22 protein-coding genes, 8 tRNA genes and 1 pseudogene are annotated in these 24,355 nt (G+C 34.8%); 25 read left to right on the top strand and 6 right to left on the bottom strand.

The genetic code is table 11. The annotated features are described in order from the left end of the window. Window positions 1–23: 23 nt before the first annotated feature. The gene (locus tag D1606_RS10615; RefSeq protein WP_119415986.1) at window positions 24–1,193 is read right to left on the bottom strand and encodes an MFS transporter; all 1,170 of its coding nucleotides are present in this window, start codon (window positions 1,191–1,193) and stop codon (window positions 24–26) included. A gap of 408 nt (window positions 1,194–1,601) precedes the next feature. Here D1606_RS10615 and D1606_RS10610 point away from each other — a divergent pair, with 408 nt between their 5' ends. Further along, window positions 1,602–1,895, top strand: a complete 294-nt coding sequence (locus D1606_RS10610) for a hypothetical protein (protein ID WP_119415985.1) — start codon at window positions 1,602–1,604, stop codon at window positions 1,893–1,895. Between the two features lie 80 nt (window positions 1,896–1,975). Here D1606_RS10610 and D1606_RS10605 read toward each other — a convergent pair. The 3 genes and pseudogenes from D1606_RS10605 to D1606_RS10595 all read right to left on the bottom strand — a co-directional run. Then, window positions 1,976–4,138, bottom strand: a pseudogene (locus D1606_RS10605) (heavy metal translocating P-type ATPase); the annotation flags it as partial. A 122-nt stretch (window positions 4,139–4,260) separates the two neighbouring features. After that, on the bottom strand, window positions 4,261–4,470 hold the full coding sequence (gene copZ / locus D1606_RS10600) for a copper chaperone CopZ (RefSeq protein ID WP_119415983.1): 210 nt from the start codon (window positions 4,468–4,470) through the stop codon (window positions 4,261–4,263). Window positions 4,471–4,484: 14 nt separating this feature from the next. Continuing rightward, window positions 4,485–4,793 (bottom strand): metal-sensitive transcriptional regulator, encoded by a 309-nt coding sequence (locus D1606_RS10595; protein WP_233548077.1) that lies wholly within the window; start codon window positions 4,791–4,793, stop codon window positions 4,485–4,487. Window positions 4,794–5,098: 305 nt separating this feature from the next. On the opposite strand from D1606_RS10595, the gene D1606_RS18965 reads away from it, so the two are divergent. Further along, complete coding sequence (locus D1606_RS18965) at window positions 5,099–5,236, top strand: Lmo0850 family protein (protein WP_164489537.1); 138 nt, start codon at window positions 5,099–5,101, stop codon at window positions 5,234–5,236. Between the two features lie 142 nt (window positions 5,237–5,378). On the opposite strand, the gene rodA is transcribed toward D1606_RS18965, so the two are convergent. Continuing rightward, the gene (gene rodA, locus D1606_RS10590; protein WP_119415981.1) at window positions 5,379–6,569 is read right to left on the bottom strand and encodes a rod shape-determining protein RodA; all 1,191 of its coding nucleotides are present in this window, start codon (window positions 6,567–6,569) and stop codon (window positions 5,379–5,381) included. A gap of 227 nt (window positions 6,570–6,796) precedes the next feature. Between rodA and D1606_RS10585 the strand changes: the two genes are divergently transcribed. The 7 genes from D1606_RS10585 (at window position 6,797) to D1606_RS10555 (ending at window position 15,243) form a co-directional block, all read left to right on the top strand. Continuing rightward, window positions 6,797–7,558, top strand: coding sequence for a hypothetical protein (locus D1606_RS10585; RefSeq protein ID WP_369973796.1), 762 nt, complete (start codon window positions 6,797–6,799; stop codon window positions 7,556–7,558). Window positions 7,559–7,966: 408 nt separating this feature from the next. Further along, window positions 7,967–9,037 (top strand): D-alanine--D-alanine ligase, encoded by a 1,071-nt coding sequence (locus D1606_RS10580; RefSeq protein WP_119415979.1) that lies wholly within the window; start codon window positions 7,967–7,969, stop codon window positions 9,035–9,037. A 22-nt stretch (window positions 9,038–9,059) separates the two neighbouring features. Next, window positions 9,060–10,430, top strand: a complete 1,371-nt coding sequence (locus D1606_RS10575) for a UDP-N-acetylmuramoyl-tripeptide--D-alanyl-D-alanine ligase (RefSeq protein ID WP_119415978.1) — start codon at window positions 9,060–9,062, stop codon at window positions 10,428–10,430. A gap of 91 nt (window positions 10,431–10,521) precedes the next feature. Further along, complete coding sequence (locus D1606_RS10570) at window positions 10,522–11,217, top strand: alpha/beta hydrolase (protein WP_119415977.1); 696 nt, start codon at window positions 10,522–10,524, stop codon at window positions 11,215–11,217. A gap of 337 nt (window positions 11,218–11,554) precedes the next feature. Continuing rightward, on the top strand, window positions 11,555–13,069 hold the full coding sequence (cshA, locus tag D1606_RS10565; RefSeq protein WP_119415976.1) for a degradosome RNA helicase CshA: 1,515 nt from the start codon (window positions 11,555–11,557) through the stop codon (window positions 13,067–13,069). A gap of 196 nt (window positions 13,070–13,265) precedes the next feature. Continuing rightward, window positions 13,266–13,745: a PH domain-containing protein gene (locus D1606_RS10560; protein ID WP_119415975.1), complete on the top strand. Its 480-nt coding sequence runs from the start codon at window positions 13,266–13,268 to the stop codon at window positions 13,743–13,745. Continuing rightward, window positions 13,738–15,243: a PH domain-containing protein gene (locus D1606_RS10555; RefSeq protein WP_158582359.1), complete on the top strand. Its 1,506-nt coding sequence runs from the start codon at window positions 13,738–13,740 to the stop codon at window positions 15,241–15,243. Before D1606_RS10560 ends, D1606_RS10555 begins: the two co-directional genes overlap by 8 nt. 37 nt (window positions 15,244–15,280) lie before the next feature. Here the strand turns inward: D1606_RS10555 and D1606_RS10550 are convergent, their stop codons facing one another. Then, entirely contained in the window at window positions 15,281–15,889 is a 609-nt protein-coding gene (locus D1606_RS10550) for a rhomboid family intramembrane serine protease (RefSeq protein ID WP_119415973.1), read from the bottom strand. A 68-nt stretch (window positions 15,890–15,957) separates the two neighbouring features. Here D1606_RS10550 and acpS point away from each other — a divergent pair, with 68 nt between their 5' ends. The 16 genes from acpS (at window position 15,958) to D1606_RS10470 (ending at window position 24,248) form a co-directional block, all read left to right on the top strand. After that, window positions 15,958–16,311 (top strand): holo-ACP synthase, encoded by a 354-nt coding sequence (gene acpS, locus D1606_RS10545; protein WP_119415972.1) that lies wholly within the window; start codon window positions 15,958–15,960, stop codon window positions 16,309–16,311. Between the two features lie 55 nt (window positions 16,312–16,366). Next, window positions 16,367–17,650 carry an outer membrane lipoprotein carrier protein LolA gene (locus tag D1606_RS10540; protein WP_119415971.1) on the top strand — a complete coding sequence of 428 codons (1,284 nt, stop codon included), beginning with the start codon at window positions 16,367–16,369 and terminating at the stop codon, window positions 17,648–17,650. A gap of 68 nt (window positions 17,651–17,718) precedes the next feature. Further along, window positions 17,719–18,837, top strand: coding sequence for an alanine racemase (gene alr / locus D1606_RS10535; protein ID WP_119415970.1), 1,119 nt, complete (start codon window positions 17,719–17,721; stop codon window positions 18,835–18,837). A gap of 211 nt (window positions 18,838–19,048) precedes the next feature. Beyond that, on the top strand, window positions 19,049–19,336 hold the full coding sequence (locus tag D1606_RS10530) for a transcriptional regulator (RefSeq protein ID WP_233548075.1): 288 nt from the start codon (window positions 19,049–19,051) through the stop codon (window positions 19,334–19,336). Between the two features lie 4 nt (window positions 19,337–19,340). Continuing rightward, window positions 19,341–19,691 carry a type II toxin-antitoxin system PemK/MazF family toxin gene (locus tag D1606_RS10525; RefSeq protein WP_119415968.1) on the top strand — a complete coding sequence of 117 codons (351 nt, stop codon included), beginning with the start codon at window positions 19,341–19,343 and terminating at the stop codon, window positions 19,689–19,691. Window positions 19,692–20,021: 330 nt separating this feature from the next. Beyond that, window positions 20,022–20,420: an anti-sigma regulatory factor gene (locus D1606_RS10520; RefSeq protein ID WP_119415967.1), complete on the top strand. Its 399-nt coding sequence runs from the start codon at window positions 20,022–20,024 to the stop codon at window positions 20,418–20,420. Between the two features lie 244 nt (window positions 20,421–20,664). Next, entirely contained in the window at window positions 20,665–22,836 is a 2,172-nt protein-coding gene (locus tag D1606_RS10515; protein WP_119415966.1) for a Tex family protein, read from the top strand. 89 nt (window positions 22,837–22,925) lie between these two features. Continuing rightward, window positions 22,926–23,381: a SprT family protein gene (locus tag D1606_RS10510; protein ID WP_119415965.1), complete on the top strand. Its 456-nt coding sequence runs from the start codon at window positions 22,926–22,928 to the stop codon at window positions 23,379–23,381. A 101-nt stretch (window positions 23,382–23,482) separates the two neighbouring features. Further along, window positions 23,483–23,559: transfer RNA gene (locus tag D1606_RS10505), tRNA-Asn, on the top strand. 1 nt (window position 23,560) lies between these two features. Further along, window positions 23,561–23,632 (top strand) — tRNA-Glu (locus tag D1606_RS10500). Between the two features lie 8 nt (window positions 23,633–23,640). Beyond that, window positions 23,641–23,717: transfer RNA gene (locus tag D1606_RS10495), tRNA-Asp, on the top strand. 7 nt (window positions 23,718–23,724) lie between these two features. Continuing rightward, window positions 23,725–23,799: transfer RNA gene (locus tag D1606_RS10490), tRNA-Gln, on the top strand. A 24-nt stretch (window positions 23,800–23,823) separates the two neighbouring features. After that, window positions 23,824–23,899: transfer RNA gene (locus D1606_RS10485), tRNA-Lys, on the top strand. Window positions 23,900–23,961: 62 nt separating this feature from the next. Further along, window positions 23,962–24,047, top strand: a tRNA-Leu gene (locus tag D1606_RS10480). A gap of 23 nt (window positions 24,048–24,070) precedes the next feature. After that, window positions 24,071–24,147: transfer RNA gene (locus D1606_RS10475), tRNA-Arg, on the top strand. Between the two features lie 27 nt (window positions 24,148–24,174). Next, window positions 24,175–24,248: transfer RNA gene (locus tag D1606_RS10470), tRNA-Gly, on the top strand. The last annotated feature ends 107 nt before the right edge of the window (window positions 24,249–24,355 follow it).

Here is a 24,355-nt window from a genome sequence, read left to right as displayed (position 1 = left end):
GAATGCTGAACTTGCATAAGACATTACGCCTTTTCTTGAAGGCGTAATGTTTTTTTACTTGCTTTGAAAGTAAGAATGATGAAGATACTCAACAATGCAAGTATGCCTGAAATTTCATATACGGTATTTGGTTGCTTTGTTAAAATCCAAGTAAAGAATAGTGGCCCTAGAATACGTCCTATATTATCCATTGAATAAGAAAGACCAGCAGCAGTACCATACTTTCCACCAGATTCTTTAGAAGAAAGAGAAGTATTTAATGTACGTGCTAATGCATTTCCTGCGGTAAATACACAAAGGGCAAGCCCAGCAAACCATAAACTTTTTGTGAAAGGAAACATAAGTAAACCTATAGCAGTTACAACTTGAGCTCCGATCAACCATTTAGATTCTGAGCCATCCTTGATATGACGAACAAGACCACCTTGAACCATGAAATCTACAAATCCACTAAATAGGAAGAGAGAACCTAATTGAGCAGCTGTAATATTGATTTTTTCCATTTGGAATAATTGCAGTGTAGATTCGACTCCAGCAAGTAAGAATGTCACCATAAAGGAGAAGATAAATAAGTAACGAACACGGTACTTAAACAATGTAGAAGTCCCTTTTGGGATGATTTCTCTTTTTGCTGTTTCAGTATGACGTTCTGGCTCTTTTAAAACAATACTTGCATAAATGAATAAAAGGAAAGTCAATATTCCTGAAACAGTAAATGGTGTACTTAAGCTAATTTTCCCTAGCAAACCTCCTAAAGCTGGTCCGAAGATAAAGCCTAATCCAATGGACATTCCCATAAAGCCCATATACTTATTGCGATTTTCTTCAGTAGACATATCTCCTATAAATCCTGTAACTGCTGTATATAAAGCTCCGGAGAATAATCCTCCAATAATTCGGGAAATATATAGCATAGTCAATGATTTCATAAACAATGAGATCAATAAGAAGCTAGCACAGAATCCAAGTAACCCAATTAAGATCAATTTTTTTCTACCCATTTTATCACTTAACATACCCCAGAAAGGAGCAGTGAAAAAACTTGCCAAAGAGTAGATGGTCAATAAACCACCAACGTGCATTTTCGCAAAATCTTGTTGTACAATTACCTCAGGTAAAATAGGGATGATTAAGCCGAATCCTAAGTATACAAAAAATTGCACTGACATTAGCAAGATAATAGATTTTTTCATAATAACCCTGCTTTCTATATACAAATGTAATCTAATTCATTCTACCCTAATTCAAGACGGATTTTGCAAAAATATTCTTGAAAAGGTAAGCTTGCCAATACACTGTAAGTAAGTGCAAGCAGTATAGAACGTAAGATAGTTTAATGCTAAAACTTTATTTTTGGCAAATATTAAGTTTAAAGAAAGTATGTATACTGAAAAGTTTTATAGCTCATAATAGTTAAAATCATACTAGGTTAGAGTCTATGATTGGAATGCTTATTCAATTGGTATAGTAAAAAAGGGGCTCGATAATGCTATTGTTTTGCTATTTTGATATCACAATTTACTCAATATTGAGGCTTTTTAAAGTTTGTTTTTTGTAGTGCTATAATTAAGTTGATTCAAATAAAGGAGGATTTCATAACGATGGAAATCACAGCAATTGCTACTATTACAAATAACGAAGGTACAAAATCCATTCTTGATTTAGATATTCCTTTACTTATTGATTTGGTACCTGCGCGTACATTTAAGGTAAAAACCGTATTACAATCACTTGGACATACAGATGTTGAAGTTGAATCTGTTAATATGGAAGTTTTTAAAGCAAAAAGTACATTAAACGGTACAAAACAAGAAACAACTATTGAATTTAGCTACGCTTTGCGCGGTGGAGACCGTTTATTTGAACTAAAAGAATTACACGGCATTATTAAATAGGTTTAGATTTTAACTAAAAAGCAAAGAAAATATATCTACATTGACTAGCAAAAAGGAACGCATCATAGCGTTCCTTTTTGTTATATTTTTACTTTCTGTAACCGAAGAGCATTTAATACAACGGATACGGAGCTAAATGCCATTGCGGCACCAGCGAGCCATGGTGCGAGCAAGCCAGAGGCAGCTATTGGAATGCCGACTGAGTTGTAAGCAAGTGCCCAAAACAGGTTTTGTTTAATATTACGAACAGTTAAGTGACTAATCCTCACAGCATCAACTACTTTTAATAAATCGCCTTTCATAATCGTAATATCGGCTGCTTCAATGGCTACGTCGGTACCTGTACCCATAGCTATCCCAATATCAGCCTTTGCAAGTGCAGGTGCATCATTTAATCCATCTCCAACCATTGCAACATGGCGGTTTTCTTTTAAAAGTCTTTCAATTTCTGCAGCTTTTTCTGTAGGTAAAACACCTGCAATGACATGACTAATACCGACAACATTTGCGATAGTAGTAGCTGTCTTGGCCTGGTCACCTGTAAGCATAATCGTTTCAATTCCCATTTCTTTCAATTTAGAAATAGCCTCTTTTGAAGTTTCTTTCACTGCATCTGCTACAGCAATTGTTGCGACATGTTGTTTGTCAATCGCTACATACATAACTGTCTTGCCTTCGTCTTCAAAATGACTGTTACAGTTAATCTTAAAATGATGATGATTGAATAATTTTCGCGTTCCAATCACAATTTGCTTATCTTCGACAGTTGCTTCAATTCCTTGTCCGGGAATAGCCTTAAATGATTGAACTATTGGTAATTCACTAAAGTCTTCAGCGTATGTTGTTATGGCTGTTGCAATAGGATGTTCAGAATTTTTTTCAGCTGCTGCTATAAGAGGAATTATGGCTTCTTTTTCAAATTGATTGAGTACTAAAAAATTTGTCACAACTGGTGTCCCTTTTGTGATGGTTCCGGTTTTATCAAAAACAATCGTGTCTATCGTATTTGTATGTTCAAGAGCTTCGGCAGTTTTAAAGAGTACTCCATTTTCAGCAGCACGACCAGAACCAGCCATAATGGATGTTGGTGTTGCAAGACCGAGAGCGCATGGACATGCTATTACTAGTACAGCTATCATTCGTTCAAGAGACTGTGTAAAATCGCCCTCTGTGAAAAAGAAATAGCTAGCGAAAAATGTGATTACAGCTATCGTAACAACAACTGGTACGAAGATTGCTGAAATTTGATCCGCTAATCGTTGAATAGGCGCTTTTGAACCTTGAGCTTCTTCCACTACTCGTATAATGTTTGAAAGAACTGTATCATGACCCACTTTAGTTGCTTGCACTCTTAATGTTCCGTTTTCATTTATAGTAGCTGCATACACTGTGTCACCGCTAGATTTATCAACAGGTAAACTTTCACCAGTCAACATTGATTCATTCACTGCAGAATCCCCAGAAACTACAATTGCATCAACTGGAATAGATGATCCTGGTTTGATGACTAGTATATCTCCTAATTTAACTTCTCGAATAGGTACTTCTAATGGTTTACCATTGCGTTCTACAAATGCAGTCTTCGGTTGTAATTGAATGAGTTTCTTTATTGCATCAGATGAATGGCCTTTTGCACGTGCCTCAAATAATTTACCCAGTAAGATTAATGTAATTAAAATTGCACTTGTTTCAAAATATAAATCTAAATTATGCATACCAATATGCTCTCGATTTTGAAGTACAATATAAACACTGTAGAAGTATGCAGCAGATGTACCTAATGCTACAAGTACATCCATATTGGCACTTTTATTTCGAAGTGCATAATAAGCACCTTTGTAAAATTGCCATCCGATTCCAAATTGAACGACTGAAGCAAGAGCCCATTGAACATAAGGGTTCATCAGAAATTCAGGAACATAAATGCCTTTTGTAAATGAAAAATGTGCGAACATGGTCCACAGAAGAGGAAGTGAAAATATTGCCGAGATGATAAAAACACGTGTTTTTCGTACAATCTCCACTTCACGATGGTCCTGTTCTTGATCGTCTTTATGAATAACAGCATCATAGCCGAGTTTTTGTATTTTGGCGATTAATGCTTCTTCATTTAATTGTTTACTGTCATAGGATATATGACCAGTTTCAAGTGCTAAGTTAACGGTTGCTAGTTCTACACCTTCTAACTTATTGAGTCCACGTTCAATACGAGCAGAACAAGCTGCGCAGGTCATCCCTTGTATATCAAGTGTCACTTCTTTGTTTGTAGTATTTGATGTTGCCATCGAAAACGCTCCTTTTATATACCTATATAGGGTATAGAAACATGTTAAAAATAACTGCAAAAAATGCAGTTATTCGAATCTTATTTAACAATATATCCTTCTTCTTCAATTGCTTCTTTAATATTTTCAGTTGTGACTTTTGAATTGTCATAATCTACATCTACTAGGCCTTTTTCTAAGTTTACGCTTACATTTTGTACGCCATTTAAACTTCCAACGCCATTCTCTACAGCTTTTACGCAATGTCCACAAGACATGCCTTCTACATTTAGTTGGATTTTTTCTGTCATGATAAAAACACTCCTTATTTTCTCATTAGTTTTTGGAAGGTTGTAACTAGTTCATCTAATACGGTTTCATCACCATCAGCTAAACGCTCTTTAACGCAACCTTTTAGATGTCCATCGAGTAATACTTTGGCAACACTATTTAAAGCAGATTGTGTAGCGGAAAGTTGAGTAATAATATCATCGCAATAGACGTCTTTTTCAACCATTCCTTTTATACCGCGAATCTGACCCTCAATTCGATTTAAACGAGTAGTTAAATCCTTTTTTACTGAATCTGGATGATGACTTTTACGACAAGAATGATTTGTGCATTCTTCTACCAAACGTATTCGCCTCCTATTTAGCTATACGATAGCATACCTAATAGGGGTATGTAAATGAATAGAAACTGAACTATTTGTAAAGAAGTGACAATCAGTCAAAAGGATGATTGCATGGACGTATTGAATATATTATGATAAGTATCTATGTTAATTATGTAACAATATTGAAATTATTTATTGAGATAAAAAATGTTATGATAGAAATGTATAGAAGGTAATTTAATTGGTTATTATAAATTAGTAGTAGCAACTTTTGCATAGGAGCTACGTCATATAAAATATAAGAAATAGAAGAGGTGGAAGGCATGTCAAGAAATGTAGATGTAACAAAAATAATTGCGAATTTATCAAAACTTGGCGTTAAGGCAACGACTACAAAGTCACGCTTAGAATTACTAAAAGCATTAGCACCACCAAAATCATCTCCACAAACTCAAAACTAACTCTAAAAATTAATTGACTTCGGTATTGCATAGCCGAAGTTTTTTATTTATGCAAAGCAAATAAAAAAACAGCTTAAGAGAGGTAAAATACATTCTCTTAGGCTGTTTTTTATAAAAGCAATATATAGAGGGATTTTAAACTTTAAAAATCATCATCGTCATGATTTCCGAACATATAAGTTTGATGATGGAATTTCATACTAAATACTAATCCTAATGCCAGTGCATTCCCCATCATTGAACTACCGCCATAACTTATAAATGGTAAAGGAATACCTGTGATTGGTAGAACTTGAGTTGTCATACCGATGTTTTCAAAAACATGGAAAGTTACCATCGCAATAATCCCTGCGCAAACATATGTGCAGAAGGGATCTTTCATTTGTAAAGTAAGTTTTGTTAAATGGAAAATTAAGAAGAAGAACAAACAAATAACAATACTTGCTCCGATAAACCCGTATTCTTCACCGACTACACTAAAGATAAAGTCTGTATGATTTTCAGGAACATATACTTCACGGTGTTTAAAACCTTTCCCAAATATTTCACCAGATCCTATAGCGTTTAAAGAAGAAATTAGATGATATCCATCTCCTGATGAATAAGAGTAAGGATCTAACCAAGAATAGATACGGGCAAATTGATATGCTTTAAAACCAAGTTTCTCAGTTAAAAAATCTTGCATATATAATGCCATCCATAGTAAAGAGCCGCCTAATGTTACGGCACTTATCACAACTGGTAAAATAATCTTCCAAGATATACCAGCAACGATTATAACAGCTGCTGTAATAGCAAGGAAAACTAATGATGTACCAAGGTCAGGTTGCTTCATAATGAATGCCAATGGAACCATTAATACTAAAAGGATCTTTCCCAAAAGCTTAAAATCTGTTTTTAAAGATTTGATTGGGTTACTTTCATGGTGTTTACTTACAGTTCGTGCAAGTGCAAGTATAAAGAATGTCTTCATAAACTCAGATGGTTGAATATCGGCAAACCCTAAGTGGAACCAACTCTTGGCACCATTTCTTGGTTCAGCAATTTGTCCAACACCACCTGGAGAAACCATTAAAATAATCAGGATGAATATCCCTAATCCATATAAATACCACGCCATTTTTTTATATTGGTCTGGTTCAAAATACATCATAACAGCAACGATACATGCACCTACAAAATACCAAAAGAGTTGTTTTGGTACAAAATTAATACCGTACTGTCCTGAAGTTTGTGCAGATGCAATAGCAAGTACACTGACGATGCAAAATAGCATCATTATAAAAGCGAGCGTCCAGTCGAAACGATCGGAAAAAGTTCTCTTTGAATTCATAGTAGTCACCTAATCTAGTAGATTTAACATAAGGTTGTCTAAGCCTCTCGGACCCTTCAATTCCTAGGTCGGAAATCTTGTGTTTTTGATCCGGAATAAGGAGCCTCAACCTCTCAATTATTATAGCCTATATTATTGTACCATGCTCTTGTACAAAGTTGTGACGAAATCGAATCACAAATGTTTCAAATTTTGCATTTACATCTTATAATAAGAATGGAAATGAGGTGATCGACTTGGCAAAAAAAATGCGAGATGCTGACGACTTTTTACATCACTTATATGTACATATGAACGAATTAAACCAATTTGTTATTTTTAGTGGTTTAACTTTCCGTGAATTTGTCTCTGCAGTCGGTCCGCTTCAAAATATTTTGCTTCTAAAGAATGAATACGAAGACGGTTCATTTAACATGCATACACGGTTAGAGTTCGTAGAGGATAAGGGGATTGCAAAGTTCGTCAAAAAGGCTATGGATTCAAAGAAAGACTTATGTTGGATTGATTTTTCAGATGAACTGAAGTTAAATTTGTTAACACCACAAGAACAAGCTGAATTGCTCTATATTGGACATAAAAAAGAGCCGCTTCGCTCACCGTTCTATCATCAATTACAAAATAAGTATGTCTATTTATCGAGCGAAGAAGAAAAAATTTCAAAAATATATTTTCGCGATTTAAAAGATGTCCTAAAATTAATAACACAAGTATTTAATGGGGTTATACAAGAGAAAGAACGCCCTACAACTTTTTGGAGAAGAAAGGTAAGCAATCTAGTTCCTTTCTTTACAGAAGAAATGATTCGGAATTTTCACGAGGATGTAAAAGATGGTGTATTATTTTCTATATATAAAATAGAAAAACCGAAGATTGCGTATGTTATGGAATTACGTAATATCTCAGATGACTATTTTCCAGATGAAATATGGGACGATTTGAATAGTATATTGAAGCAAAAACCTGATAAGATCTTAGAAATCCATAAATAACAGCTCTTATTTATATCTTCCTAATAATGGTTTTTATTTATAACATATTAAAGATTCCTACATATGATAAGTAGGAATCTTTTTATTTTTGATGCAATATTTTTTCAGAGTGCTATTATAGAAATGTTATTTTTTTAAGTATCTATTTATAACTCAGAGTTCTGTCAACAAGTAAGGATATTTAGAACGTGACTATGTTAATTGTCCTATCTATTATTAGAATATGGATTCTGCAAAAAAGACGGTCTGTTGCAATATGCAGAGCGCTACTTTTTAAAAAAGAAAATTAAGTGCATTTACTCGATAATCATGTAAATAAGTGATCTATGTTTAGACAGTAATCACTTCATGAATCATTATGGTTCATGCTAAACTATGAATAGAAAAAATCTGGAGGAATTTAAACCCATGAAGAAAAAATTAGGCTTATTATACGGCGGTAAATCAGCAGAACACGATGTCTCTTTATCAACTGCAAAGGCCGTTATACAAGCATTACACTTTGATAAATATGATGTTTTCCCAATTTTCATCACACGTGAAGGTGAATGGAGAAGAGGAGAGCAACTTTCAGTACCCGTAGAAAGCATTGAAGAATTACAATTTGGCAAAGATGTTAAAGTATCAAAGCCAAATGATATATCAAGTTTCTTATTAGAAGAAAATGAAAAACCATTCGATGTCATTTTCCCTTTGTTACACGGTACTAACGGTGAAGATGGAACAGTTCAAGGATTACTTGAAGCATTGAACTTACCTTATGTAGGAAATGGCGTTTTAGCATCAGCTGCTGGTATGGATAAAGTTGTGATGAAACAATTATTTGAAATTGCAGGGTTAAACCAAGTTCCTTACGTATATTTCATCCGTAGTGAGTGGAAAAAGAATCAAGATGCTTTGATCGCTAAAATGGAAGAAAACTTAACTTGGCCAATGTTTGTTAAACCAGCAAACTTAGGATCAAGTGTTGGTATTAGTAAAGCAACAAATCATGAAGAACTTATAAAAGCAGTTGAACTTGCTTTAAAATATGACCGTAAAATTGTCGTTGAAACAGGTATTATTGCACGTGAAGTTGAAATGGGCGTTCTTGGTAATGATGAACCTAAAGTTTCTGTACCGGGGGAGATTAAACCTGTAACAGATTTCTACGATTATGATTCAAAATATAATGATGATAAAACAGATTTGTTGATTCCTGCGCCTGTAACAGAAAAAGTAATCGAAAAAATGTCTGATATGGCTATCCGTGCGTTTAAAATTTTAGATTGTTCAGGTCTTGTACGTTCAGACTTCTTTGTAACAGCAGAAGATGAAGTATATATCAATGAAGTAAATACAATGCCAGGTTTTACTCCTGTAAGTATGTATCCAATCTTATGGCAAAATACAGGTTTAGCTTATGGTGATTTAATCGAAGAACTTATTACATTAGCGATTGAACGCCATGCAGAAAAACAACAACTTCAATACCAATAAGAGAGATTGAGTGTGATCTATTGTGAAAAAGACATTACAACAAATTGCCAAATGGTTAAAAAGTGATCAAGATATCCGAGAAGATATTATCGTGACAGGTGTTTCTATTAACACACGTACATTACAAAAGGGTGATTTATTTATCCCATTCCATGGTGAAAAAACAAATGGCCATAAGTATGTTAAACAGGCATTTGAAAATGGAGCAGCAGCTTCGCTTTGGCAAAAAGATGAGCCTAATCCACCTAAGGACGTACCGTTAATTTTTGTGGATGATTCTGAGAAGGCATTACAAGAAATGGCACATGCATATCGAGCAGAACATCAAGCGACATTTATCGGTGTTACTGGGTCAAATGGTAAAACATCAACTAAAGACTTAATCGCTGGAACACTTTCTCCATACTTTAAAGTTCAAAAAACAGAAGGTAATTATAATAACCAACTAGGTTTACCGCTGACTATTTTATCTTTGGATGAAGATACTGAATTTGCCATTTTAGAAATGGGTATGGATGGTTTTGGCCAAATTGAATTTTTAACAAAAATGGCAAAACCAAAATATGCAGTTATTACTAATATTGGTGAAGCCCATATGTTAGCACTTGGTTCACGTGAGGGAATTGCAAAAGCTAAATTTGAAATTATTCAAGGACTACAACCTGATGGCAAGTTTTTCTATGATGGGGATGAACCGTTATTAAGACCTCTAGTCAAAAATGCTTCAAATTTAAATGCGATATCATTTGGTTTAGAATCATCAGATGACTTAAAGGCATCGCATATTGAATCTACTGAAAGCGGTAGTTCTTTCAATGTTGAAGGTACCATTAATGGAGAGTTCTTTATCCCAGTACTTGGACGCCATCAAGTGAAAAATACATTAATCGCCATTTTAATAGCCCATGAAATTGGTTTAACAGATGAACAAATTCGTGAAGCTTTAAAAAATGTATCGCTTACTAATATGCGTATGCAATTAGTGAACGGTGATCAAGGTATTTTATTTGTAAATGATGCATATAATGCTGCGCCAACTTCTGTTAGAGCTGCTTTACAATTCATACAATCAACTAATTTGCGACCAGACAAATGGGTGGTTCTTGGTGATATGTTGGAATTGGGTGAATTAGAGCGACAATTCCATGAAGATTTAGCTGATGCGATTGATCCATCTAATATTCATCAAGTATGCTTATACGGTCCTCGTATGAAATGGTTATATGATCAACTACAAGGTAAAGTGGCGGATGAAAATTTACTTTGGACAGATGATAGTTATGATAGAATTATCGAAAAAATACGCCAAAATGCGGGTGAAAATTCAATTATCTTATTAAAAGGTTCACGTGGTATGGAATTAGAACGTGTACTGCAAGCATTCACTCATTAATTTATAGATTAAAACAAGGGTACCTAGGGAAAACTACTTTTTCTAGGTACCCTATTTTTATAAATTGCAATGGATGATGGGAGGAAAATAAGTGAAAATAGGTGTATTACTATTGCACGGATTTACAGGGGGATCCTATGAAATAAAGTCATTCTCAGATTATCTTGAACAAAATACTTCATGGACAATAGAGGTACCGATATTATCAGGGCATGGTGAAAAACTAAATTTAGATTTGTTCACGGCAGAGCATTGGTTAATGGATGCAGAGATTGCTTATAAACGTCTGTCTAAAAAGGTAGATGAAATTTTCATCGTTGGATTTTCTATGGGTGGAATTATCGCCATGTATTTAGCTTTAAGATATAAAGTAAAAGGACTCGTTCTGTTAAGTCCTGCTGCAAGGTATATTCGTACTAAACAATTAGTTGTTGATTTAAATGATTTATTTTTGGATTTTATGCATGGAGATTATAAAGAAAACGAATTCTTTAGGCTATATGAAAGAAAAGTAATAGATGTTCCCATATCAGCTGTTAAAGAGTTTACCCGTTTGGTACATAAAATGTCTCCGTATTACGAGAAAATAAAAGTGCCTGTATGCATTGTTCAAGGAGATAAAGATGAACTGGTACCCTACACAACAGCATCGTATCTATACCATAAAATAGCAAGTAGAAAAAAATTATTAATCATTTCACCAGAAGGGAAGCATTTAATTTGTTATTGTAAGGATGCAGAAAAATGGTTTAAAAAGGCATTAGCATTTCTTTATAGCTGCAAATAATAGTCTGAACATTTTGAATGATAGTAAATAATTGCGCGAATGAATTACCCGTGATAGAATATTGAAAGCAATGGATACATTTTGTGTAGACTCTCCGAGAAGATGGAGAGTACTTTTTTTTGAACATTACGGTTTATTCTAAATTTATGTGTGAATCACAAAGAATTGAACCGCTCGGCAAAGACCGGGCTTTCCCTTTTCATATAAAATTCCTCTGTCATAACAGAGATTTAATAAGTAACGGAAACGTTCCTAACATAAGGCTCGATTTGCCCTATTTTCATCTGAAAATGTAACCATTTGTCAAATGCATAAGCAAAGAAGGAGAATGAGAAGTTTGACAAATTTTTCAGAACTAAATATTAGTGCTTCTACTCAAAAATCCCTTAAACGTATGGGTTTTGAAGAAGCAACACCAATCCAAGAAGGTACTATTTCATATGCTCTAGAAGGCCGTGATATTATCGGTCAAGCACAAACTGGTACAGGTAAAACTGCCGCTTTCGGTATTCCACTAATCGAAAAAGTAGACCCAAAAAAGACTGTAGTACAAGCTCTTATTATTGCCCCTACTCGTGAACTAGCAATTCAAAGCTCAGAAGAACTTCATAAAATTGGTTATGATAAACGCGCACGTATTCTTTCAGTATATGGTGGTCAAGATATTAGCCGTCAAATCCGTGCACTTAAAAACAAACCACAAATAATTGTAGGTACTCCTGGTCGTATTCTTGACCATATTAAACGTCATACTTTAAAACTTGAAAATGTTGAAACACTTGTTCTTGATGAAGCAGATGAAATGCTAAATATGGGATTCATCGATGATATCAATGCAATTCTAGAAAATGTACCATCAGAACGCCAAACATTATTGTTCTCAGCAACAATGCCAGCTCCAATCCGCAAAATTGCTGAAACTTTCATGAAAGAACCAGAAATTGTAAAAATCAAATCAAAAGAAATGACAGTTGAAAATATCGATCAATATTTCGTAAAAGCTCAAGAACGCGAAAAATTCGATGTTCTATCACGACTTTTGAATGTTCACCAACCAGAACTAGCAATCATTTTTGGTCGTACTAAACGTCGTGTTGATGAATTATCACATGCACTTAATATTCGTGGCTATCTTGCAGAAGGTATCCATGGGGACTTAAGCCAAGCAAAACGTCTTTCTGTACTACGTCAATTTAAAGAAAATAAAATCGATATCTTAGTTGCGACAGATGTTGCAGCACGTGGATTAGATATTTCAGGCGTTACACATGTATATAACTTTGATATTCCACAAGATCCAGAGTCATATGTTCACCGTATTGGACGTACTGGCCGTGCCGGAAAATCAGGACTAGCAGTTACATTTGTAACACCACGTGAAATGGGTTATTTACGTATTGTAGAAGAAACTACTAAAAAACGTATGACTCCATTAAAACCACCTACTGCTGATGAAGCATTAGTTGGTCAACAAGCACTTGCAGTGGAACATTTGAAAGAACTTGTTGAAAAGAATCATTTAAGTGATTATCGCGCAATGGCTGAAGGATTATTAGCTAATCATGATGCAATTGATTTAGTAGCTGCAGCACTTAAATCACTAACTAAAGAACCAGATGATACACCAGTGAAAATTACAGAAGAACGTCCATTACCAATGCGTCGTTCAGGTGGAAATGGTCATGGTCGCAGTGGTAGTCGCGGTGGTTATCGTGGTAACCGCGGAGGTAATAGCCGTGGTGGAGATCGCGGAGGTCGTCGTGGTGAACGTAACAATCGTCGCGATGGCGGACGTCGTGACGGAGGACGTCGCGATGGTGGACGTCGTCAAACACGTCGTAGCGAAGACTAAAATACAAAACAAAATAAGTTTCACACAAAGACCTTCAAATCATGTAATTGATTTGAAGGCCTTTTTATTTTTTAAGGACGATGAAACTTATTTGAAAAGTTATTCGTAAATAAGATGATCATAAAATACTGATAATGAAACATTTAATTTATTGGACTATAATTATGTTTAATCTACTTACAGAGAGGATTTGAAAATGATTTCACAACCTAAATACAGAATCCCTAAAAAAGGTTTAACAGTATGGCGTATTCATGCTGCGATTGAAGCAGTTATTTTACTCGTGTTTGTCATTGTAGCAATTGTTTTAGCTTATGTCTTTGATTGGCCGAAGTGGATTTATTTAATTAGTATAGTTGTAATGATTGCTGATTTGGTTTTTGGAATATATTTTTTTCCAAAGATTCGATGGGAGCATTGGCGTTATGAAGTAAGGGAACAAGAAATTGAGATACAACAAGGGTTATTTATTGTGAAGCGTACGCTCGTTCCGATGGTACGTGTTCAGCATGTGGACACTTCACAAGGTCCTATTTTAAAACACTATCATTTAGCCAGCATGTCAATATCTACTGCTGCAACTACGCATACTATACCAGCATTAACAGAGCAAGAAGCTGATCAATTACGAGTACATATTTCAGAATTAGCAAGGGTGGCTGAAGATGATGTCTAGAAATGTGAATCGACTGCACCCTATCACTATTATGATTAGTTTTTTTGCTAGTTTAAAAAGCATTGTTATACCAGGAATTATTATTTTGCTAGGAAGTGGATTAAACTATTCATTTAATCCATTTAGTAAGCAATTTATAGATACACTTATTGTTATCGTAATAATCCTGTTTGTTTTATGTATGATATTAATAATTTCTTATATCAATTGGAAACGATTTGTCTACTGGTTTGAGGATGAGGAGCTACGAATTGAATATGGCTTATTTGTAAAGAAAAAAAGATATATCCCATTTGAAAGAATTCAAAGCTTGAATTATAAAGAAGGTATATTCCACCGCCCATTAAAACTAGTTAAAGTAAGTATTGAAACTGCAGCAGACAGTGGAGGGAAATCCGAAGCTGACTTAACTGCAATTACACGAGTTCAGGCTGATACAATTGAAAAAGAGATGAAAAAAGCGAAAAAACAGCTTAGTGAAGTAGAGCAGAATGAGCGTGTGGATTTCTATAATTCGCCAAATCATCAAAGCGTTCGTACAATTATTCATCGAATGTCTAAGAAAGATTTAATATTATTAGCGACCACATCTAGTGGCATAGGGGTAGTCTTTTCAGGTTTAGCAGCTATTATGTCTCAATTTGATGATTGGATAAGATATGATGAGCTTTATGGTCAGCTTCAGTCTTTCGTAAAATTAGGGACCATAATAGTTATTATTGCAGTACTTATATTTTTACTTATTTCGTGGTTTGTATCTGTAGTTATAACTTTTTTAAGCTATTATGAGTTTGTTGTAGAAAAAGAAGAAGATAAGCTATTTATCTCGAAAGGGTTATTAGAAAAGAAAAGAATCACAATACCGATGAAACGAATTCAGGGGGTTCGTATTGTGGAAAACCCTTTCAGACAACTTTTTGGCTACTCAACTATTGTCATTGAAAGCGCTGGAAGTTCTGGTGAAAAAGGCGAAAGAAAAATTGTATTGTTACCACTTGTAAAGAAACAGTTAGCATTTAAAATATTAGAAAAGTTATTTCCGGAAACACAATGGGATTTACCGTTGGAGCGTGCACCTAAAAGGGCAAAACGTAGATATTTATTAACGTATTTATATTGGCTAACACCTATAGTTTTAAGCATTAGTTATTTCGCATTTCCATATGGTTTATGGGTTCTTATTATATTACCGCTAGCGCTAATATTAGGTGCTTGGCAATATAAAAGCGCAGGATATGCGGCCAACGAACAACAACTTACGGTTGTATATAGAGGTATTAGTAAAACAACATTTGTGACATTCAAACAACGTATACAAGCAATCTCACTTTCTCAAAGTTATTTAGCAAAAAGAAAAAGTTTGGGGTCTATGACTGTTCACATTATGTCAGGTTCTTCTGGTAGCGTAGCTTCTATTAAGCATTTTGACCAAGAGAATTTAGAAGGGATTTTTGAATGGTATCAACCAAACACTCATAGCCTTCAAAATAAAAAATAGCTGTTGAGATTATAAATCCTCAACAGCTATTCGCACTTTAATTTCTCTTAATCCATCTTAAAACTCTTTTGGGGTGAAAATCGAAAAGACCAATAATTAGTCCAGTAACGAGCCCTACAATATGTGCGGTACCATTCACGTCTGATTGCAGGAATGTCATAATAATCGAAATTACAATAATCGGCATAATGATTTGCTTCAATTGTGGCATTGTTTTTCGAGTATAGTAGACTAATGCAGCAAATGCACCAAAAATACCAAAGATAGCTCCGCTAGCACCTATGCTTGCATAATTTAATGGTTGTGTTAAATATGAAATAACATTTCCCATAAATCCAGATATAAAGTAAATAGTAAAGAATCGCAACTTACCTGCAATACGTTCTAACTCAGGACCAAATACATATAAAGAGAACATATTAAAAAGTAAGTGAAAGAAACCGCCATGGATGAACATAGATGTGATTAATCGCCAATATTCACCGTCAGCAATTAAATAATTTACCGATGCCCCCAGGTTTAGAATATTCAAGCCAAGTGAAGGAATCATCCCAAGAAGATACACAATAATATTGATCGCAATTAAAATTGAAATGACTGGATATAATTTTATGTATTGCGAAAGATTTTCTGTTCGATTAAACATGTATTCACCTCGATTTTAATAAGATTATTATACATTGTTTTATTAACTGAATAAAAGGAGAAGCAAAAATGATTAAAGGAATTGGACTAGATATCGTAGAAATAAATAGAATACAGAAAGCAAATGACCTAAGCCCAAGGTTTAAAGAAAAAATTTTAACAGCACGAGAACAAAAAATTTTTAATCAGTTAAAAACAAGACGTCAACTAGAATTTTTAGCAGGAAGGTTTTCAGCAAAAGAAGCATTTTCTAAAGCAAACGGGACAGGAATAGGGAAGGAGTGTGCATTACAAGATATAGAAATTTTGCCCAATGATCAGGGACAACCAATTTTGTATTTTAAGGAGAATTTAGTTCAGGGTTTTGTTAGTATTACACATTCAAAAGAATATGCGGCTGCACAAGTTATTCTGCTCGCATAAATGTTAAGGCTCGTTCATAGGATACGATAATGGAAAATGTAGAAAGGATGGGGATTTGCGAAAATTTCTCACAATAGGACTACTATGTCTTACAGCAGTATTATTACTAACAGCTTGTGGATCTAATTCAAAAGAGGATGTTGTAAAAAAGACAAGCAAGAAATGGACAGCCGCTAAAGGCTATGAAGTAAAAGCGGTAATGGAGATTAAGACAACAGGAGAGGCAAAAAAATACGACGTAGATGTATGGCATACGAAACCTGAATTTTATCGCGTTTCTGTATCAGAAGAAGGTCAAGATACTTCCCAAATGATTATACGAAACGAAGAAGGTGTTTTTGTAGTGACGCCTTCATTGAAAAAAACGTATAAATTCCAAAGTGATTGGCCAAAACAAAATAGTCAAGGGTATTTGTTGAATGCATTAGCTGACGATTTAGCTGCTGATAAAACAGCTGAAATGAAGGAAACGAAAAACGCTTATATTTTCAAAGCGAAAACACGTAACAATCATTCGAAAATTCTTCCAACACAACAAGTCTATATTAATAAAAAGACATTATTACCATCAAAAGTTATTGTTTTAAATGAAGCAAATGAAGAACAAATTCGCATCACATTTAAAAAGATTTCTTTAGGTGTTGCTAAAAAAGCTTCTGACTATGCAGTAGAAGATTTTACAAAATCAAATGATAACAAGGCTGAAACAGAAGATGCTAAGACCGATGTGACGTCTACTGAAGAAACTGATAAAGAAGCGTCAAGTGGAGAAAATACAAACGGAAACACAACAGATGATAAAACAACAAGTGAAAATACTTCAGAAGAAAAGGCGACTGAAGAATCTTCTTCAGATGAACATTCACAATCTACAAATGGTACAACTTCTTCAGAAGAAAGTAATGCAAACACAAGTGAGGAGACAATTGCTACATCAGGAAATACAACTGAAGAAGCCACTGACAGTTCTCAAAACTTAGAGGATACTGCTGATAATGGTGATTTTGAAACATATTATCCGGTATTAAAATGGGATAACGTCAAATTAAAAGATGAAGATTCTTTACAAATGGATAATGGTACACGTAAATTCTTATCTTTTGAAGGAGATAAGAGCTTCACAATTATTCAAGAAAAAGTAACTAAAGCAGAACAATTGTATATCCCTGTATTCTCGCCTGGAGATCCAGCAGATTTAGGATTTACAATTGGAGCCATTACAGATCATTCGATTACATGGGATACAAATGGCGTATCTTTCTTTATTGCCTCAAACGATTTAAGTAAAGAAGAATTAATAGAAGTAGCCTCTTCAATGGTAAATGGTGAAGTAAAATAGCATTATAATTGACCAAAATTCTTTCAGGGACGATAATAGAAAAAAACGAACAAGAAGGTTAGAACAATATGACTGAGCATCTACAATTCCGTCCCACAAAAGCGATTATTAATTTAACAGCAATACAAGATAATATAAAAAATTTACGTAAGCATTTGCATTCAAAGGTAGATATTATTGCAGTTGTAAAAGCAAATGCTTACGGTCATGGTGATATACAGGTTGCTAAAGCAGCTTTAGCGGCAGGAGCAACGATGTTAGCAGTTGCGACACCAGAGGAAGCATTACATGTTAGAGAGTCTATTAAAGACACACCAATATTAATATTAGGGGCTGTTCCGGTCAGCTTTGCATCTTACGCAGCGAACGCTAATATTACTCTTACTGTATTTTCACCACAATGGATTCATGAAGTATCATCATTTTCTAAAGAATTTAAAAAAACATTAAAAGTGCATATAAAAGTAGATAGTGGAATGGGACGTATAGGGGTCCGTTCAGAAAAAGAATTAAAAGCTGTATATGATGCCATTTTAATGGATAATAATATAGAAGTAGATGGTATTTTCACTCATTTTGCTACTGCAGATGAAGAAAATACATCACAATATGACCGCCAATTAGCGATTTTTAAAGAATTAGTAGCATCTTTACCTGCAAAACCTCGACTAGTACATGCAGCTAATACCGCAGCAACTTTGGTCAAACAAGATGTTCAATTTGATGCAGTGCGTTTTGGTATTTCAATGTATGGCTTATCACCATCACCATTTGTTGAAAAACATTTACCTTACCCACTAGAACCGGCATTAATGTTAGAGAGTGAATTAGTACATGTTAAAAAAGTAACTAAAGGAGATACTATTAGTTATGGTGGTACTTATGTAGCTCAACAAGATGAGTGGATTGGTACAGTGCCTGTAGGTTATGCTGATGGGGTTATTCGTGGTCTATCTGGTCAGGAAGTATTGATAGATGGTAAAAGAACGCCGATTATCGGAAGAATTTGCATGGATCAAATGATGATTAAATTACCTAGAGAAATGGCTGTCGGAGAGAAAGTAGTTTTAATCGGAAAACAACAACAAGAAGAGATTCGAATACAAGAATGGGCAGATCGCCTACATACAATCGTATATGAAATACCATGTATGCTTTCTTCTAGAATACCAAGAATTTATAAGTAAATTGTAACTTGTATGGTAATGTGCTATTAGCTTATGATACGACATTTTTACCATATAAATAGTGAATTGTTCTATAAGTCGACAAATTCAGAAAAAAATCAACGTATATGTCAAATGCTTACTCATTTTGTCTTTTCAATGTCTTTTATTAATGATAGGATAGATAGTAAGTTAGAGGTATTAATGTGATTGGTTTGTGGAGGTGTTGGCTTTGAGTCAAAGAAGAATAGAAGAGGTCTTGATTCGGTTACCTAAAATAAAGGTTTCTGAGAACATTGAACAAGCTTATAAAGAAATTACGAATACGAAAAATACAGATGAATTTGTTTATATTCCTACAAAACGGTTTATTCATACAACACAAAAAAATCATATGCGAGAAGCGATGGTTAAAGGATATGCAGAAATGTCACAGATTAACTTATCTATATGTAGTGAATGCTTACATGTTGAGTATGAAGCAGAACATATGGTGGAGCGACTCGTAAGCGGAGGATGAAAACTTGAACGTAAAACGTGGTGACGTTTTTTTTGCGGATTTATCACCAGTAGTCGGGTCTGAGCAAGGTGGTACTAGACCCGTACTGGTTATACAAAATGATATTGGGAATCGATTTAGTCCAACAGTAATTATTGCTGCAATAACTGCGCAAATTCAAAAAGCAAAACTACCTACACATGTTGAAATTGATGCAAAAAAATATGGCTTTGAAAGAGATTCTGTTATTTTATTGGAACAATTACGGACCATTGATAAATCGAGATTGACTGATAAAATTACACAACTAGACGGACCACTAATGGAAAAAGTAGAAGAAGCTTTGGAAATTAGTTTAGGGCTTTTAAAATTTTAAATAGCATACATATTGAAACACCAGAATTAGTTGTTCTGGTGTTTTTGTTTTGATGTCCGTACAACTAAACTAAACATATTTATCTATATTGTTTCAAAAAAATATTACTGAAATAACAGTGTAAAGTTAGTAAATATATTATACAATTAGAAAAAGAATGTAGTTAAATAGCTAATGTTTTATTTTTTGTATTGGAGTCAATTTTATAATACCGATGTATGCATGAAAATCTGATTCTTTTAGATCGTATTTTTAAGCTTGAAGATAATTTATGAAATTGATTCAAGTGGGAAAGCTATGAAGTATAAGTGATTTGGGGGCGAGTTAGGAATGGAAGGGTCTTCTGTAGATATTTTGACAGAATGGGATATTGTTGCCGCACGCCAGCTTGGACGTAAGAAAGCTAAGTCAATTGGCTTTGGTTTAGTTGATCAAGCACGAATTACAACTGCTATCAGTGAATTGGCTAGGAATATATATTTGTATGCAGAGCAAGGAAAAATTGAAGTACATAGAATAGTAGAAAAGAATTGTATTGGGATCTCTATAATTGCATCAGACTCAGGACCAGGAATAGATAATGTAGAACAAGTTATGCAAACTGGTTATTCAACTTCACAAGGATTAGGCGCTGGATTGCCAGGTGTAAGACGCCTGATGGATGAGTTTGAGATTCGTACAAACTTAAATGAAGGAACAATAATTACGATTAAAAAGTGGCTAAGGTAGTGAGCGAATGACAAAAAAGATGCTTGCTGAGGGAGTTAAACAGAGTCCTATTTTTTTAAATAATTATTTTGAATCTGAAAAAGGGTCGTCGAAAGTACTTTAGACAATCCTTTTTTCTTTTGGATACAGTTCGTATTGATTATTATGTATGTTAGTGGAAAGAGAGCGAAAATGCTTTCTCTTTGAAGAAGTGTAAATTCACAATATGGTAAAATAGGAAACACTAAGGAGAGGTAGTGAACTTATGAACGATAAAAAAATGTTTCAATTAATCGCATCAGAATTAGGTATACGCACACATCAAGTAGAGCAAGTTATTCAATTGCTTGATGCTTCAAATACAGTTCCTTTTATTGCTCGTTATCGAAAAGAAGCAACCGGTTCTTTAGATGAAGTCCAAATTAAAGCAATCGAAGACAGATATCACTATATTCAACAATTAGAACAACGTAAACAAGAGGTTATTCGCCTAATTGATGAACAAGGAAAGTTAACTGAAGAATTAACGAAAAAAATTAATGAAGCAACAATATTAAAGCGTATTGAGGATTTATATCGCCCATATAAGCAAAAACGTCGTACTAAGGCAACAATTGCAAAAGACAAAGGTTTAGAACCATTAGCAGATTTATTAATGACTTTTGGAAAAACACCTTTACAAGAATTGGCTATTTCATTTATCAATGATAAGGTCGAAAATGCTGAGGAAGCTATTCAAGGTGCGAGTGATATTTTAGCGGAACGTTTTGCAGATGATGCAGCAATTCGTGAGAAAATCCGCAAAATTTCATGGCAAAAAGGTAAGATTCAAGCGACTGTTAAAAATGCAGAATTGGATGAAAAAGCAGTGTTTGAAATGTACTATGAATATGAAGAACCTATAAACAAAATCGTGCCTCATCGTGTCTTAGCTATTAATCGTGGTGAAAAAGAAGATGTGTTGAAAGTAAGTGTTCAAGTACCAGTAGAAAGTATTCATCAAGTTATGAGAAATGAGTGGATACCACAATCCTCTTCACCGGCTATTGTGCAAGTCGAATTAGCAATTGAAGATGCATATAAACGATTGATCCAACCATCCATAGAAAGAGAAATACGTAATGAATTGACTGAAAAAGCAGAGGCGCAAGCTATTCATATTTTCTCCGAAAACTTACGAAACTTATTGTTACAACCTCCTATGAAAGGACAATATGTACTTGGAGTAGATCCAGCATATCGGACGGGTTGTAAACTTGCTGTTGTAGATGACACTGGTAAAATGATAGAAATCTCAGTTATATATCCTCATACTGCAAAAGGTGATGTGGAAAAATCTAAAAAAACATTCAATGATCTATTAACACGTTATCCAATATCTATTATAGCGATAGGAAATGGCACAGCTTCACGTGAGACGGAGCAGTTTGTGTCTAATTGCTTAAAAGACTCTGATAGTAATGCAGCTTATGTAATTGTGAGTGAAGCAGGGGCAAGTGTTTACTCTGCGTCTGAAGTTGCGCGAGAGGAATTCCCTGATTTACATGTAGAACAACGGAGTGCGGTATCGATTGCAAGACGTTTACAAGATCCATTAGCTGAACTTGTGAAAATTGATCCGAAAGCAGTAGGGGTTGGACAATATCAACACGATGTATCTCAAAAAAAATTAGAAGAATCGTTAACTTTTATCGTAGAAACAGCTGTAAACCAAGTTGGAGTAGATGTTAATACGGCATCACCATCATTACTTCAATATGTTTCTGGTCTTTCTAAAACAGTTGCAGAAAATATTGTGAAAGTACGAAGCGAAAATGGAAAATTTACTGCTCGTACACAATTGAAGAAAATTCCACGCCTAGGGGCGAAAACATATGAACAAGCCATCGGTTTTTTACGTATTCCTAGCGCAAAGAATCCACTAGATGCAACTGCCATTCATCCAGAAAGCTATGATTTAGCAAAGCGAATTTTAGAAGTAGCGCATATTGATAAGGCACAAATTGGTACTGCTGAAGCAGAACAAGCTATTGGTAACTTAGATATTGGACGATTGAGTCAAGAATGGGGAATTGGCGAAGTAACATTAAAGGACGTCATTAATTCATTAATGAAGCCATCAAGAGATCCAAGAGATGCTTTCCCTCAACCGCTCCTTAAAAAAGATGTTTTGAAAATGGAAGATTTACAACCAGGTATGGAGCTGCAAGGTACTGTTCGGAATGTAGTTGATTTTGGTGCATTTGTCGATATAGGCGTAAAACAAGATGGGCTTGTACACATATCAAAATTGAAAAAAGGATATGTTAAACATCCATTAGACGTAGTTTCGCTTGGTGATATTGTAACAGTCTGGGTAGAAAAAGTAGAGGTTGCAAAGGGTAGAATTTCGCTAACAATGCTTCCACCTGAGTTACAACAAATTAGTGAGGCGTAACTGTTTTAGAGTATCAAAATAAAATCATATTATTATTTATTCAATACTCCGCATTTGTGGAGTATTGATTTTTTGCTTGGAGGTATACTATGACAGATCAAGAGCTATATCAATTAGTTTGTAAGATTTCTGAAGATGTGTTTCATAAGCCTTTTTTACATCAGGCCTATTTTAATAAGAGACTACGTACGACCGGAGGAAGGTATTTGTTGAAGTCTCATAATATCGAAGTAAATCCTCAAGCTTACAAACAGTATGGTCTTAAAGAAATCGAGGGAATTATTCGTCATGAGCTATGTCATTATCATCTTCATATAGAAGGAAAGGGTTATCAACATAGAGATGCAGATTTTAGGATTCTTTTAAAACAAGCAAATGCTCCACGTTTTTGCTCTAATTTAAGAAAAGAAAATAATAGAAGTAGCAGTAAAAAATACACGTATATATGCTTGAAATGTGGTACTCAGTATGTAAGAAAGATTCGAATGAATACGGATAAATACTGTTGTAGCAAGTGTTTAGGAAGACTTAAGTTAAAAAAATAAAGTTTTTTTAAAAAAACTATTGACGAATAAGATAAAGCTTTATATAATATTAAATGTCGACAAGGTGATAACACATTGAAGCGACAAACAATAATGGTTATTCCGAAGTAGCTCAGTTGGTAGTAGCATCTGACTGTTAATCAGAGGGTCGTAGGTTCGAGTCCTACCTTCGGAGCCATGGCCCCTTGGTCAAGTGGTTAAGACACCTCCCTTTCACGGAGGTAACATGGGTTCGAATCCCGTAGGGGTCATTATTTTTGGTTCGATAGTTCAGCTGGTTAGAATGCCTGCCTGTCACGCAGGAGGTCGCGGGTTCGAGTCCCGTTCGAACCGCCACTTATATTGGGGTATAGCCAAGCGGTAAGGCAACGGATTTTGATTCCGTCATGCCCTGGTTCGAATCCAGGTACCCCAGCCATTTTCTTTTTGTTATTTCAGCTATGAGTCATTAGCTCAGTTGGTAGAGCATCTGACTTTTAATCAGAGGGTCGCTGGTTCGAATCCTGCATGACTCACCATTTTATTACTTGACAATTAGTAAAAAGTATATTATAATAGTTTTTACTTGATAAGTGATGAAGCGGTCGTGGCGGAATGGCAGACGCGCTAGGTTGAGGGCCTAGTCGGGGTAACTCGGTGGAGGTTCAAGTCCTCTCGATCGCACCAAGAAAATCACAAATATATAATATGCGCCCATAGCTCAACTGGATAGAGCGTCTGACTACGGATCAGAAGGTTGTGGATTCGACTTCTGCTGGGCGCACCATATTATTACTTATTTTAATATTACTACGCGGGTGTAGTTTAGTGGTAAAACCACAGCCTTCCAAGCTGTTGTCGGGAGTTCGATTCTCCTCACCCGCTCCAATATATGAACCTTGAAAACTGAACAAGCAAGATGTTAATCAATAAACCTTATTTTTAACTTTTGTTAAAAATAAGGACAAACAATAGATATCATCATTTGATGATAC

Origin of the sequence: Rummeliibacillus sp. POC4 (assembly GCF_003576525.1) — a bacterium.
GTDB lineage: Bacteria > Bacillota > Bacilli > Bacillales_A > Planococcaceae > Rummeliibacillus.
Note: the sequence above shows the minus strand (reverse complement) of the source record. Positions and strands in the feature narration are given on the sequence as shown.

Coding starts and splice junctions, on each gene's coding strand:
- D1606_RS10510 (WP_119415965.1), top strand. CDS start 22,926: ATGACAGATCAAGAGCTATATCAATTAGTTTGTAAGATTTCTGAAGAT.
- D1606_RS10615 (WP_119415986.1), bottom strand. CDS start 1,193: ATGAAAAAATCTATTATCTTGCTAATGTCAGTGCAATTTTTTGTATAC.
- D1606_RS10515 (WP_119415966.1), top strand. CDS start 20,665: ATGAACGATAAAAAAATGTTTCAATTAATCGCATCAGAATTAGGTATA.
- alr (WP_119415970.1), top strand. CDS start 17,719: ATGACTGAGCATCTACAATTCCGTCCCACAAAAGCGATTATTAATTTA.
- D1606_RS10560 (WP_119415975.1), top strand. CDS start 13,266: ATGATTTCACAACCTAAATACAGAATCCCTAAAAAAGGTTTAACAGTA.
- D1606_RS10520 (WP_119415967.1), top strand. CDS start 20,022: ATGGAAGGGTCTTCTGTAGATATTTTGACAGAATGGGATATTGTTGCC.
- copZ (WP_119415983.1), bottom strand. CDS start 4,470: ATGACAGAAAAAATCCAACTAAATGTAGAAGGCATGTCTTGTGGACAT.
- D1606_RS18965 (WP_164489537.1), top strand. CDS start 5,099: ATGTCAAGAAATGTAGATGTAACAAAAATAATTGCGAATTTATCAAAA.
- D1606_RS10580 (WP_119415979.1), top strand. CDS start 7,967: ATGAAGAAAAAATTAGGCTTATTATACGGCGGTAAATCAGCAGAACAC.
- D1606_RS10610 (WP_119415985.1), top strand. CDS start 1,602: ATGGAAATCACAGCAATTGCTACTATTACAAATAACGAAGGTACAAAA.
- acpS (WP_119415972.1), top strand. CDS start 15,958: ATGATTAAAGGAATTGGACTAGATATCGTAGAAATAAATAGAATACAG.
- rodA (WP_119415981.1), bottom strand. CDS start 6,569: ATGAATTCAAAGAGAACTTTTTCCGATCGTTTCGACTGGACGCTCGCT.
- D1606_RS10555 (WP_158582359.1), top strand. CDS start 13,738: ATGTCTAGAAATGTGAATCGACTGCACCCTATCACTATTATGATTAGT.
- D1606_RS10550 (WP_119415973.1), bottom strand. CDS start 15,889: ATGTTTAATCGAACAGAAAATCTTTCGCAATACATAAAATTATATCCA.